Source organism: Aureibaculum sp. 2308TA14-22 (genome assembly GCF_040538665.1).
Taxonomy (GTDB): domain Bacteria; phylum Bacteroidota; class Bacteroidia; order Flavobacteriales; family Flavobacteriaceae; genus Aureibaculum.
Map to the genome: position 1 here is coordinate 3,153,978 of NZ_JBEWXT010000001.1, position 13,889 is coordinate 3,167,866.

Below are 13,889 nucleotides of genomic sequence, written 5' to 3' on the forward strand. Positions count from 1 at the left end.
TAACATTAAGAAACAATGTTAATTTTTAACAATTTTAACAATTTTAACTTATCCTCTAATCCCTAAATTAAACTTACAAATTCGTAAATTTTTATACTCCATTTCCTCATCTAAAATAACAATTCAGTAAATCAGGGAAAATAAGTATTACATTTAAATGTACTATATTTATTGGTTCAAAAACAAAGAATTTAAACCATCTTTTCAAACTAATGAGGAAAACAATAGTTGGTATTTTTATATCGTTTCTTCTTTTGAGTTTTGCTCTGAAAAAAGAAACCTCATGGATTAGGATAAACCAATTGGGCTATTTACCACAATCCGTTAAAGTAGCGGTATTGGGCTCTAAAGGAACTATTGAAGTAAAAACTTTTTCATTGGTTGATGCAAAAACCGATAAAACCATTTTTATATCTGATAAAATTACGGCCAAAGAAGCATTTGGACCGTTCACAACTTCGTTCCGCTTGAATTTTTCCGACTTAAAGGCAAAAGGGGAATATTACATTCTTGCAGGAAACGTCAAATCGCCCATATTTAAAATTGATGATAATGTCTATGATGGTACGGCAGATTTCCTATTAAAATACATGAGGCAACAGCGTTGTGGCTATAATCCGTATTTAACGGATTCCTGTCATTTAGATGATGGTTATATTGTTTACAATCCCGGTAAAAACGGTCAACGAATTGATGTTACCGGTGGTTGGCACGATGCCTCGGATTATTTGCAATACACGGCAACCTCAGCCAATGCGGTATTTCAATTGCTTATGTCGTATCGTGAAAACCCTAAGTCTTTTACCGATGCACATCAAGCCAATGGTTTGCCAGGACCAAATGGCATTCCCGATATTATTGATGAAGCTAAATTTGGTATGGATTGGCTGTTGAAAATGAATCCATCACCAACCGAATTTTACAATCAAATTGCAGATGATAGGGACCATGCAGGATACAGATTACCTAATCATGATAGTGTGGTTTATCATCCTGAATTAAAAGGTCGCCCCGTTTATTTGGCCTCATCTAAACCGCAAGGCTATAAAAAATATAAAAACCGCTCAACGGGCTTGGCTTCTACAACGGGTAAATATGCCTCGGCTTTTGCCTTAGGTGCGAATATATTAAAGCCTTTTTTTCCTGATTATGTAAAAAAATTACCCAATAGAGCCGTGGATGCCTTTAAATACGGTCAAAAATATCCCGGCGTAAGCCAAACCGCTCCTGGCGGTGCTCCCTATTTTTATGAAGAAGAAAACTGGCATGATGATATGGAACTTGCAGCGGCCTCATTATATAAACTTACGGGTAAAGACAATTATAAAAAAAACGCCCTGAATTATGCCACAAAAGAAAAAATATCTCCATGGATCGGTAAGGATACCGCCAGGCATTATCAATACTATCCTTTTTTAAATGCTGGGCATTTTGAATTGGCAACAGCAATCGAAAATAACGAAAAAGAAATCGTGGTCAATTATTACAAAAAAGGATTGGAATTGCTTCAAGAGCGAGGTGAAAACAATCCGTTTTTAGTGGGTACACCTTTTATTTGGTGCTCCAACAATTTTGTAACCGCTGCGGTTACGCAATGTAAATTGTATAGAGAATTGACGAATGACAACCAGTATTTAGAAATGGAAGCTGCTTTACGCGATTGGCTTTTTGGCTGTAACCCATGGGGCACAAGTATGATTGTTGGATTGCCCGAAGATGGCGACAATCCCGAAGACCCGCATTCTTCGTTAAACCACTTGTATAATTACCAAACTGATGGTGGATTGGTAGATGGTCCTGTTTATGGCTCAATTTTTAATAACCTAATCGGATTAAAGTTGCACAATGTGGATGCCCATGCCGAATTCCAATCGGATTATGTGGTTTATCACGATGATGTAGGCGATTATTCCACCAACGAACCCACCATGGACGGTACTGCAAGTTTAGTGTATTATCTATCCAGTATGGAAAATGAAAGTAGAAGAATCGGTCATAAAAAAAGTGAACTCGTTTATGATAAAACCAGGGCAATTATCCGTGGCGATGTTAATACTAAAAATATAAACTTGGTTTTTACAGGCCATGAATTTGCAGATGGGGCCGAGAATATTTTAAATACGTTAAAAAAACACAATATTAAAGCCTCGTTTTTCTTGACCGGCGATTTTTATAGAAACCCCAACTTTAAAGGTTTTATAAAACAAGCCGTAGCTGATGGACATTATCTCGGAGCTCATTCCGACAAGCATTTGTTGTATAACGATTGGACAAAGGAAAAAAAGCGTTTAGTTACTTACAAGGAATTTAAAAATGACTTGAATGCAAACTATCAAGAAATGGAAAAGTTCGGTGTAAAAAAGGAAGATACGCCCTACTTTTTGCCTCCTTATGAATGGAATGATGAATATATAACCCAATGGGCACACAGGCAAAAATTAACACTGATAAATTATACGCCTGGTACACTTTCACATGCTGATTATACTACACCGGATGATAAAAATTATAAAGATACCCGAGTAATTTATAATTCGATTCTAAATCATGAAGCAGATAAAAACCTCAACGGATTTATGCTCTTGAGCCATATTGGTACAGATACTAAAAGGACTGATAAATTCTATTTAAAATTGGAAACGTTAATTCAAGAATTAGATAAAAGAGGTTATGATTTTGTTTCATTAAAAACCTTGCTAGAAAAATAAGGAAACATGGCCGCCACTACAATATCAAAAAACAGAATCCTTAGCATTGATATTATCAGGGCATTAACTATGTTTTTTATGATTTTTGTAAACGATTTATGGTCCATAACCCATGTTCCTAAATGGTTATTACACACCAAAACAAATGAAGATGGCATGGGTTTTTCCGACGTTATTTTTCCATTATTTCTATTTATTGTTGGGTTATCCATCCCTCTAGCTATTAATATAAGAAAAAAGAAAAACGACAATACTTTTCAAATTTTCAAACACATCTTAGAAAGAACTATTGCCTTGCTTGTTATGGGATTTTTTATGGTCAATTACGAGTATATTAATAATGATGCTTTACCCTTTTCAAAATATATTTGGCAACTCTTAATGGCAACGGCCATACTGCTCATTTGGTTGCATTATAAACCTATAAAAAAAATAAAAAAGCATCATACTATAGCTTTAAAATCACTTGGAGCTTTAATCTTAATCTATCTGGCTTTTATCTATAAAGGTGGGACTTTAGAAGAACTCACTTGGATGAAACCACATTGGTGGGGTATTTTAGGATTAATTGGTTGGGCCTATTTTTTAAATGTAATAGTGTATTTAGCATTGGGTAGAAATTTAACAGTTCTTGGATCCATCTTTTTATTATTTAACTTTTTGAATGTTCAAGAGTTTGGCTTTTTTGAAAGCTTGCCCGCTTTTAAAATTGTAATTAGTGCTTCAAACTATGCACTAGTTATGGCGGGTGTTTTTTGTACTTCTTTGTTTCTAAAATTTAAAGAAAAGGGTAAAATAGACCAATTCTTGGTGATAATAAGTATTTTAGGGCTACTACTTATTAGCTATGGTTTTTTAATAAGACCCTCATTTATCATATCGAAAAACCTTGCCACACCATCATGGACAAGCATTTGCATAGGTATTGGCTATTTAACGTATGTGGTCTTATTTATTATTATCGATAAGTTGGGGTATTATAAATGGGCTAAACTCATTAAGCCTGCGGGTACCAGTACGCTAACCTGTTACTTAATGCCTTATTTTATTTATCCATTAATAGCTCTAACGGCATTTAAATTGCCTGAATTTTTTACCGCTGGAAGTATTGGTATTGTAAAGTCATTACTTTTTTCTTTATTAATTATTCTTTTTGTTGGTTGGTTAGAGAAGTATAAGGTTAGGTTGAAAATATGAGATCATTTTTTATAACCCATTCCCCTTAATACCTTACCACCTCTATTTTCTGTAAGCATGGCGTCGTTAATTGTCAATACTCCATTAACAAATACATATTTTATCCCTTCGGAATAATGATGCGGATCAGTATAAATAGACTTATCAATAACAGTTTCAGAATCAAAAATAGTAATGTCAGCATAATTACCGACTTTTAGTCTTCCTCTTTTGGATAATCCGAGTCTATCGGCAGGCATGGAAGTCATTTTTTTGATGGCGGTTGGTAAGTCCAACACATTTAATTCGCGTACATAATGTCCCAAAACCCTAGGAAAAGTACCGTACCAACGTGGGTGCGGCCAACCTTCATCATCGGTATAGGTTAATCGGCCATCGGAGCCGATCATAGTTTGCGGGTGCTGCATAATACGTTGAATGTCTTTTTCGTCCATAGCATGATAAATAGCCGTTCCGCCACCTGTTAATTGAGCTTTCAGCACCAATAATGCTCCGTTTTTGGCATTGGGTTCTAGATTTTCGCGTTCTGCCCAGAATTTTAGTGTTTTTCCTGAAAGGGTTTCGTCCCATGGGGTTTTTGCCAATTGAACTCTGTTTAAATCGCCTCCACCTCTGTCGTTCAGAATATTGAATTCTATTCCCGCCAAAATGCTGTCTTTCAGCTTCTTGTTTTCGGTTCTTTTAATGAATTCTTTTTGACCTCCCGCCCTGGCCCAAGCGGGAATCAATACCGAAATGGACGTATAACTGGCGTTGTACGGATATTGATCTATCATTACGTCAATGCCCAATGCTCTGGCGGAATCTACCATTTTTAAGGTTTTTTTGCTAAAGCCCCAAACGGGTTTTCCTATGGCTTTATGATGTGTTAAAATTATTGGGATGTTCGCTTTTTCGCCAATTTGAATAGCTTCGGATACGCCTTCCAACAATCCCAGCCCTTCTTCACGCAAATGCGAAGTATAAATGCCTCCCTTTTCGGATGCCGATTTGGACATCTCAATAACCTCATCAACTTTTGAAAATGCTCCGGGCAGGTATTTTAATCCCGTTGAAATTCCAAAAGCACCATCGTTCATGGCTTGAGATACCATTGTTTTCATTTTTGATAGTTCTTCAACGGTTGGCTCTCTGTTGTCCATTTGCATTACCGCTTTTCGTATCTGGTTATGGCCAACCAAGTAGGCAACATTCATACCCAAAGGTAACTCTGCAATGGAATCTAAGCGGCTCCCAAATGGCCAAAAGCCACCACCGTCTGGACCACCCAAAGAAGTTGTGATACCTTGTGTAAGGGCACTTTTAGCATCAGGGTGTTTAAAAATAGGGTCTAAATGGGCGTGCATATCGATAAATCCGGGAGCAACAATCAATCCAGAGACATCAATAACGGAATCGGCATTTTTAGGGTCTATGTTGCCGATAAAAGCGATGGTGTCCGCATTGATGCCTATATCCATAATCTTAGAAGGTGTTCCGTCTCCAACATTTACGTTACCGTTCTTTAGGACAATTTGATAATGTTCAGAATTATTTTTAGTACAAGATACGGTGAACATTATAACAAAAAACAAGCTTAAAAAGGAGAGTTTTGTACCGGAAAAATTAGAAGGTAGTATTTTCATAATCAGGATAATTGGTTTAAAAAATAAATATAACAATTTAATGTTTAGGGAATCAAAATATTTTTTACTTTTGCACCCTCATATCCAAGAAGATATGTATGTACTGCCTTGGTGGTGGAACTGGTAGACACGCTGGATTCAAAATCCAGTTCTTTCGGGAGTGTGGGTTCGATTCCCACCCAAGGTACTAAAATAGTTAGAAATTCAATATCTAACATTACATTCAAAATGAAACAAAAAATACCTAAACCTAAACTTTTTGCCTGTTCTCAATCCGTTGAGTTAGCCAAAGAAATTGCTCAAGCCTATGGGTGTGAGCTTGGTAAATCTAAGAAAAATGTTTTTAGTGATGGGGAGTTTCAAGTTTCTTTTGAAGAGTCTATCAGAGGGCGTCGTATTTTTATCATCGGTTCTACTTTCCCAAATTCTGATAACTTGATGGAAATGTTATTAATGATTGATGCTGCCAAAAGAGCTTCAGCAAGGCACATAACTGCTGTTATTCCTTATTTTGGTTGGGCAAGACAAGATAGAAAAGACCAGCCTAGAGTTCCTATAGCTGCTAAATTAGTAGCTAAATTGTTAGAAGCTGCCGGTGCCACCCGTTTGATTACGATGGATTTGCATGCTGACCAAATTCAAGGTTTTTTCGAAAAGCCTGTTGACCATTTGTTTGCTTCTACTATATTTTTGCCAGCTATTAAAGAATTGAATTTAGACAATATTACAGTAGCTTCACCAGACATGGGTGGATCTAAAAGAGCCTATGCCTATTCCAAGTTTTTAAAGAGCGAAGTGGTAATCTGTTACAAACAACGTAAAAAAGCCAATGTAATTTCACACATGGAGCTGATTGGTAATGTTGAAGGTAGAAATGTTATTCTAGTTGATGATATGATTGATACCGCAGGAACACTAACAAAAGCAGCCGATTTAATGATGGAAAAAGGAGCTAAAAGTGTACGTGCTATATGTACTCACCCCGTTTTATCAGGAGAGGCTTATCAGCGTATTGAGAATTCAAAACTAGAAGAACTTTTAATCACAAATACAATACCGCTAAAAAAACATATTGATAAGATAAAAGTAGTATCTTGTGCCCCTTTATTTGCTGATGTAATGCACAAAGTTCAGAGTAATAAATCCATCAGCGGACAGTTTTTAATGTAACATAAAAACAATTAAATATTAATAAATAAACAATTAAATGAAATCGATTACAATCAAAGGATCCAAAAGAGAAAGCGTGGGCAAGGTAGCAACCAAAGCCTTACGTAATGCTGGAAAGGTGCCTTGCGTATTATACGGAGGAGAAAAACCTGTTCACTTTTCAGCAGAAGAATTAGCGTTCAGACACTTGGTTTACACTCCAAATGTATATACTGCAACGATTGAATTAGAAGGTGGTGAAAAATTGAACGCTATTGTTCAAGATATTCAATTCCATCCTGTTACAGATAGAATTTTACATATTGATTTTTATCAATTATTTGATGATAAGGCAGTATCATTAAACATTCCTGTAAAATTAGAAGGTAACGCTCCTGGTGTTATTAATGGTGGTGTATTGCGTTTCCCTAATCGTAGATTAAGAGTAAGGGCAATTCCTGCTAACTTACCTGATTTTATAAATATTGATATTTCTACACTTAAAATTGGAGATAAGGTATTTGTTGAATCTGTAATGAGTGAGGATTTTGAAATTTTACATCCAGAAGACATGGTAGTTGTGCAAGTTAGAACTGCAAGAGCTGCTATTGTTGATGAGGTTGAAGATGAAGAAGGTGAAGAAGGCGAAGAAGGAACAACTGCTGAAGGTGAAACTGCCGAAGGCGGAGAGGCTGCTGCACCTGCTGCTGAAGGAGAAGCTAAAGAATAGTATTTTCTATATATTTTTAAAAAGAGCCTCGCATTCGCGGGGCTTTTTTTATTTTTACGCTATAAAAGTATTTAAAATGGGGTTAATTGCCTTTCTAAAATCATTATTTGGTACCACAAAAAATATAGAACCCGATATGAAAAAATTCTTAATTGTTGGACTAGGCAATATTGGTTCAGAATACGATAATACACGTCATAATATTGGTTTTAAAATTCTAGACGAACTAGCGGCAAAGGAAGATATAAGCTTTGAAAGCAAAAAATTAGGAGCTGTAACTCAATTCAGGTTCAAAGGCAGAACATTTATTTTGTTGAAACCTTCAACTTTTATGAATTTAACTGGCAAAGCAGTAAAATACTGGATGACCAAAGAAAAAATTGCCTTGGAAAATGTACTAGTTATTTGTGATGATTTAAATATTTCTTTCGGTACGATTCGATTAAAAGGCAAAGGGAGTGCCGGAGGTCATAACGGGTTAAAAGACATCAATGCTCAATTAAATACCCAAAATTATCCACGGTTTCGATTTGGTGTAGGTGCTGAGTTTAGTAAAGGAAGACAAGTAGATTATGTGCTGGGCAAATGGAACGCCGAAGAGGAAGCTAAGCTACTCGAAAGACTGGATAAATCTTGCCAGCTTATAAAATCTTTTGGTACGGCTGGTTTGAATAACACGATGAGTGATTTTAATGGTAAGTAAAAACAAAAACTCCAAAAGAACAAATATTCTATTGGAGTTTTTAAGTTATTTTATTTTTTATTCCACCGTAACCGACTTCGCTAAATTCCGTGGTTGATCTACATTACAATTACGCATTACCGCAATATGATATGATAACAATTGTAACGGGATTGTAGTCAATAATGGCGAAAATGCTTCTTCAGAATCTGGTATTTCAATCACATGATCTGCAATTTCTTTTACCGTAGTATCACCTTCAGTAACCACAGCAATAATTTTACCACTACGGGATTTTATTTCTTGAATGTTACTTACAACTTTTTCGTAGTGTCCTTTGCTCGTAGCAATTACAATTACGGGCATTCTATCGTCAATCAAAGCAATAGGTCCGTGTTTCATCTCTGCCGCAGGGTAACCTTCTGCATGTATGTAAGAGATTTCTTTTAATTTTAATGCTCCTTCTAAGGCAACTGGAAAGTTGTAACCTCTACCTAAATATAAACAGTTAGTAGATAGTAAATATTCTTTGGCTATTTCTTTTACATAGTCATCTACCTGTAATAATCGTTCTACTTTATCTGGAATCAATTCCAGCTCTTGTAAATACAGTCTAAAATCTGAGCTAGACATGGTTCCTTTTGCTCTTGCCAATCGCAAGGCAATTAAGGTCAATACTGTAATTTGTGTGGTAAATGCTTTCGTTGAAGCAACTCCAATTTCTGGACCTGCATGAGTATAAGCACCAGCATGAGTTTCTCTAGCAATTGAAGATCCCACAACATTACAAACACCAAAGACAAAAGCTCCTTTTTCTTTAGCCAGTTTAATTGCCGCCAACGTATCAGCTGTTTCACCAGATTGTGAAATGGCTATCAATACATCTTTTTCAGATATTACCGGATTTCTATATCTGAATTCCGATGCGTACTCTACCTCAACAGGAATTCTAGCAAATTCTTCAAAAATATACTCGGCTACCAAACCTGCATGCCAAGATGTTCCACAAGCTACTATAATAATACGATTAGCATTTAAGAACTTTTTCATATTATCTTCTACACCAGCCATTTTAATAATAGCTTCTTCTCTTAATAAACGTCCTCTATAGGTATCTGTTATTGCTCTAGGTTGTTCATAAATTTCTTTTAACATAAAATGCTCATAGCCACCTTTTTCTATTTGCTCAAGATTCATTTGTAATTCTTGAACATCCGCATCTACTAAAGAATCATCATGTATTTTTCTAATTTTTACATCCTTGCCTACTCTTATAATCGCCATTTCTTCATCATCCAAATAAATAGCATCTTTAGTATATTCTATAAAAGGTGATGCATCTGAAGCAATAAAAAATTCTTCTTTATCCTTTCCAACACCAATAGCTATTGGGCTACCTAAACGGGCTACAACAATTTCATTTGGTTTTCTTTTATCAAAAACGGCAATGGCATAAGCTCCAACCACTTCATTTAAAGCAATTTGCACTGCTTTACCGAGCATTACGTCGTTTGTTTGCTGTACTTCTTCAATTAGATTAACCAACACTTCGGTATCAGTATCACTATGAAAAGAGTAACCTCTGTTAATTAACTCTTTTTTAATAGTGTCATAGTTTTCTATTATTCCATTATGTACAATAACTAAATTGCCTGATTTAGAAGTGTGAGGGTGAGAGTTTACATCATTAGGTACACCATGGGTCGCCCAACGTGTATGCCCAATGCCTAATTGACCTTCTTTAGAAGTAACTTTTTCAATTAGGTCACTAACTTTACCTTTGGTTTTTGCCAAATTTATCTGATTACCGTCATAGAGTACAAGTCCTGCACTATCGTAACCTCTATATTCCAAACGTTGTAAACCATTAATGATAATAGGATAAGCATCTCTGTACCCTATATAACCAGTAATTCCACACATTATTAGTAACTGTTTTAATTAGTATTAGTAACTGTGTAAAATATTTCAAGTTTTAATCGTTCTGGATCATTAGCATTTAACAGTTTGTTCCCCTTTACAATTACACCCCTAGCATCCCAACTATAATCTTTAATAATAGTATCGTTTTCTGCAGTAGGAGGATCGTTAAAATGAGCAACCTTGATTGCCAATTTTTTTAGACTTAAATGATCATCCGATTTTAAAACTTCTGAAATATAATCCGTAATAATAAACTCATATTTTAATGGTTTATTGTCATCGTCTCTTCTTAGTACTCCATCAAATTCTCTTAATGGTGCTTCGGTCATAGCGTCAAGAATTTGCGTATTGTCTTCATAATTATATAAAAAGAGTTTTTGCGGAATAATGGTGTCTAAAGGATTTTCAACAAATAAAGTCAATTTGGCATCGTTAATCAACCAATTTTCATCCCTAATTTCTTCTAATTGTGTTTGGTCAATTCCTTTAAACAAATCTATTAGTGCTATTGAACCTGCTGCACCTTGTATGTATAACTTATCCTCGCCATTATCGGTATCAGGACTTGTTAATTTAGTATTAATATCACTACTTGCTTCAGCATAATCTCTAAAATATGTTCCCGTTTTTAGACCGCTAAAATTAAAAGCAGCCGTTTGTTTCGTTTTTACGGGTACATCCGTATCATTTGTGTCTCCGTCGCCATTTAGGTCACCTGTAGTTGAAGTCTCATCTGTTAAAACAATATTACTATAATAAAAAGTCATTTTGGCATTAGACATTTGCAACGCCATTAAAGAACCATCTGTACCATTTGCCTCAATAATTAAACCTCTGAAATAGTTTATAAAATTATCATTAGAATCAAATGCACCAGAGTTTTGTTGATCTATAAAGTTTGTCCTAAAAAAAGTAGTATCTAAAGGTATTTTTATTGATGGTGTTACTGTTTCTGTCTTTATGGTATCTCTATCGTCAACAGTTGAAGGGTTTCCGTCTAAAAACCTTCTGTCCACGTAAAAAACAGTATCATTTTTATTTGGTTTAAACTGACCTGAATATAGTTGTGCCTTTTTAATAAACGTTTCATCAGAATAATATTTTCTCTTCTGCGTTGGATCTAGTGGATCTAAACTGTTTAGATAGGTTCCATTTTCATAAACCGTTAAGTTAAACTCAATGTTTTGATTACCTAGAATAGAATCTAATTCATAGTTAGGTGTATTATCACTATTGTCTTCTAATTTTGTTGCATAATAGGGTATGTCTAAAACCACGGCATCAATAGACATGTTTTCTGTAAATTTTATAGTACCTAAACCCAACTGACTTATAACTGATGCTTTTATAAGCCCAAATTTTTCATCTTTTGTAACTCCCAATAAATGTGGATTAGCATTAGCAATCTCAGAATTAGAAACATTGTGATTATATGCAACCACCTCAAAAGTAGCCTGTTTCGGAGTGAATAAATTGTTATCTACTAAACCAACACCTACATTTTGAAAATCTTTTTCGCAAGCTATTACGCCCATTAATACAATAGAAAATATAATTATATATTTAATGTTGTTCACAATTTTTGTAGTCATAAACAAAAAAATTATTTTATTAAGATTGTTTTATAAAACTTCGGTAAGGTAAAAGTTGGAGTAAATGTCCGTTAATTCGTCGCCAGACTGATGTTCTAGCAGAGGAATGTTTTTTTGATTTATAAACTCAGTTATTTCTTCAGGAATGTTTTCGCTCCCTTTAATAACAGCATCGGAGTTTTCAATGGCAATTTTTACAAGGTTATTATGTGTAGTTGTAGAAATGGATTGCAATTTTTCGTCATTTATACCATCAAATCTAATTTTATCAATCAATTTATCTCCGATAGTATCTTTATAGCCACCATCATAAACAGAAGTAACTATTTTACTGTTGCTGTACAATGGGTCGTTTTTGTAGTACTCTCTTAAATACAAGGGTAACAAAGAAGCCATCCACCCGTGCACATGAATGATATCCGGTGTCCAGTTTAATTTTTTTACAGTCTCAATTACTCCCTTTGCAAAAAATATGGCTCTTTCGTCATTATCTTCAAACAACTTTCCATCTTCGTCAGAATAAACAGCTTTACGTTTAAAATACTCATCATTATCAATAAAATATACTTGCATTCTTTCTTTTGGGATTGATGCTACTTTAATTATTAGTGGCATATCCATATCATTGATAATCAGATTCATACCTGATAATCGTATTACTTCATGTAATTGATGTCTTCGTTCGTTAATAACACCAAACCTAGGCATAAAAATTCTAATTTGTGCTCCTTTTCCATGCATTAATCTTGCCAACTCAAAGGAAGTGCTTGCTGTATCCGTTTCTGGCAAATAAGGTATTACCTCTGAAGATACATACAATATTCTCTTATCTTTCATGTGTCAATATCTATTGTTTTTCAACGGTCACATGCTATTCGCAAATAATCATCCCCTTGGGTAATGAAATTTTCAACATGCTCGTTTCATAAAATCCGTCTGTAATTAAGAATATGCAAAATTACGAAAATTTGATTAGATTTATACTTAAAATGTTAAGTTTACCCCCTTTTAACACTAATTAACAGTAAAATTAATGAAGGTTTTTTATAAAAAAGAAACACTTGAGTCACATTTAAATACGCTAAACAAGAATGTTTCTGTTGGATTTGTACCTACTATGGGTGCTTTACACGAAGGGCACTTATCTTTAATTGAAAGGGCTAAATCAGAAAATGATATCGTTGTGGTAAGTATTTTCGTTAATCCAACACAGTTTGACAATAAAAGAGATTTGAAAAAATATCCTAAAGACTTAAAAAAAGATATTAATTTTTTAAAAAATGTGAAATGTGATGTAGTGTTTTCACCAGATGCCGATGAGATATACGATAGGAAAATTAAGGCAGAAGCGTTTGATTTTGATGGATTGGAAAATGAAATGGAAGGTAAGCACAGAAAAGGCCATTTTGATGGTGTTGGTACCATCGTTAAAAAATTACTTGAAATTGTGATGCCCGATACTGCATATTTTGGCGAAAAGGACTTTCAACAACTACAAATAGTAAAAAAATTAGTAGAAAAATATCACTTGCCCGTCAAAATTGAAGGTTGTACTATTTTTAGGGAACTAGACGGTCTGGCTATGAGCTCTAGAAATATTCGATTAACAAAAAACCAAAGAGAAGAAGCTCCTATTATCTACAAAACGTTAAACAGAGCAAAAGAAAAATTTAAGACCGAATCTATTAATATGGTTACAAATTGGGTTAAAAACCAATTTAAAAACAATACTATTCTAGACTTAGAATATTTTGAAATTGCTAATGAAACGACTTTAAAATCTGCAAAGCACAAGAGGAAGGGCAATAATTACAGAGCATTTATTGCTGTTTTTGTAGGTGAGATTAGATTAATTGATAATATGGCTTTATAAAAGACTTTAAAATTAATTACCTTTGCCCCAAATCTTAAAAAGAGCTTGTGAAAATAGTAGCATTAAAATCAAAAATACATCGAGTTACCGTAACTGGAGCTGATCTTAATTATATAGGTAGCATAACCATTGATGAAAATTTAATGGATGCCGCTAATATGATTCAAGGAGAAAAAGTTCAAATCGTTAACGTTAATAATGGCGAAAGAATCGAAACTTACATTATTAAAGGGGAAAGAGGTAAAGGTGAAATAGTATTAAACGGACCTGCAGCCAGAAGAGTTGCCAAAGGAGATATTGTTATAATAATAGCTTATGGAATTATGGATTTTGAAGACGCAAAAACTTTTGAACCCATAGTTATATTTCCTGACGAAAAAACCAATACTTTATTAAGTTAAGCCAAGCTT

The 13,889-nt window shown here is 34.5% G+C and carries 11 protein-coding genes and 1 tRNA gene; 8 read left to right on the forward strand and 4 right to left on the reverse strand.

Going from position 1 to position 13,889, the window contains the following annotated elements; genetic code table 11:
* Positions 1-212: 212 nt before the first annotated feature.
* Both U5A88_RS14090 and U5A88_RS14095 read left to right on the forward strand, forming a co-directional pair.
* Complete coding sequence (locus tag U5A88_RS14090) at positions 213-2,708, forward strand: glycoside hydrolase family 9 protein (protein WP_354207472.1); 2,496 nt, start codon at positions 213-215, stop codon at positions 2,706-2,708.
* Between the two features lie 6 nt (positions 2,709-2,714).
* Positions 2,715-3,905: a DUF5009 domain-containing protein gene (locus tag U5A88_RS14095; protein ID WP_354207474.1), complete on the forward strand. Its 1,191-nt coding sequence runs from the start codon at positions 2,715-2,717 to the stop codon at positions 3,903-3,905.
* Positions 3,906-3,907: 2 nt separating this feature from the next.
* Here U5A88_RS14095 and U5A88_RS14100 read toward each other — a convergent pair whose 3' ends face one another.
* Positions 3,908-5,530 carry an N-acyl-D-amino-acid deacylase family protein gene (locus tag U5A88_RS14100; RefSeq protein ID WP_354207476.1) on the reverse strand — a complete coding sequence of 541 codons (1,623 nt, stop codon included), beginning with the start codon at positions 5,528-5,530 and terminating at the stop codon, positions 3,908-3,910.
* Positions 5,531-5,635: 105 nt separating this feature from the next.
* Between U5A88_RS14100 and U5A88_RS14105 the strand changes: the two genes are divergently transcribed.
* From U5A88_RS14105 to pth, 4 genes are all read left to right on the forward strand, one after another.
* A tRNA-Leu gene (locus U5A88_RS14105) sits at positions 5,636-5,717 on the forward strand.
* A 41-nt stretch (positions 5,718-5,758) separates the two neighbouring features.
* The gene (locus tag U5A88_RS14110; RefSeq protein ID WP_354207478.1) at positions 5,759-6,700 is read left to right on the forward strand and encodes a ribose-phosphate pyrophosphokinase; all 942 of its coding nucleotides are present in this window, start codon (positions 5,759-5,761) and stop codon (positions 6,698-6,700) included.
* A gap of 37 nt (positions 6,701-6,737) precedes the next feature.
* The gene (locus U5A88_RS14115; protein WP_354207479.1) at positions 6,738-7,409 is read left to right on the forward strand and encodes a 50S ribosomal protein L25/general stress protein Ctc; all 672 of its coding nucleotides are present in this window, start codon (positions 6,738-6,740) and stop codon (positions 7,407-7,409) included.
* Between the two features lie 136 nt (positions 7,410-7,545).
* Entirely contained in the window at positions 7,546-8,112 is a 567-nt protein-coding gene (gene pth, locus U5A88_RS14120; protein ID WP_354207481.1) for an aminoacyl-tRNA hydrolase, read from the forward strand.
* 57 nt (positions 8,113-8,169) lie between these two features.
* On the opposite strand, the gene glmS is transcribed toward pth, so the two are convergent.
* From glmS to U5A88_RS14135, 3 genes are read right to left on the reverse strand one after another with little or no spacing between them, the layout of a single operon-like run.
* Positions 8,170-10,014: a glutamine--fructose-6-phosphate transaminase (isomerizing) gene (glmS, locus tag U5A88_RS14125; RefSeq protein WP_354207483.1), complete on the reverse strand. Its 1,845-nt coding sequence runs from the start codon at positions 10,012-10,014 to the stop codon at positions 8,170-8,172.
* A gap of 14 nt (positions 10,015-10,028) precedes the next feature.
* Positions 10,029-11,606 (reverse strand): DUF4270 domain-containing protein, encoded by a 1,578-nt coding sequence (locus U5A88_RS14130; RefSeq protein WP_354207484.1) that lies wholly within the window; start codon positions 11,604-11,606, stop codon positions 10,029-10,031.
* A 30-nt stretch (positions 11,607-11,636) separates the two neighbouring features.
* Entirely contained in the window at positions 11,637-12,443 is an 807-nt protein-coding gene (locus U5A88_RS14135) for a glycogen/starch synthase (RefSeq protein WP_354207486.1), read from the reverse strand.
* A gap of 196 nt (positions 12,444-12,639) precedes the next feature.
* Here U5A88_RS14135 and panC point away from each other — a divergent pair, with 196 nt between their 5' ends.
* Positions 12,640-13,479, forward strand: coding sequence for a pantoate--beta-alanine ligase (gene panC, locus U5A88_RS14140; RefSeq protein ID WP_354207488.1), 840 nt, complete (start codon positions 12,640-12,642; stop codon positions 13,477-13,479).
* Positions 13,480-13,526: 47 nt separating this feature from the next.
* A complete protein-coding gene (gene panD, locus U5A88_RS14145) occupies positions 13,527-13,880 on the forward strand; it encodes an aspartate 1-decarboxylase (RefSeq protein WP_354207489.1) in 354 nt (117 codons plus the stop codon).
* Positions 13,881-13,889 lie beyond the last annotated feature (9 nt).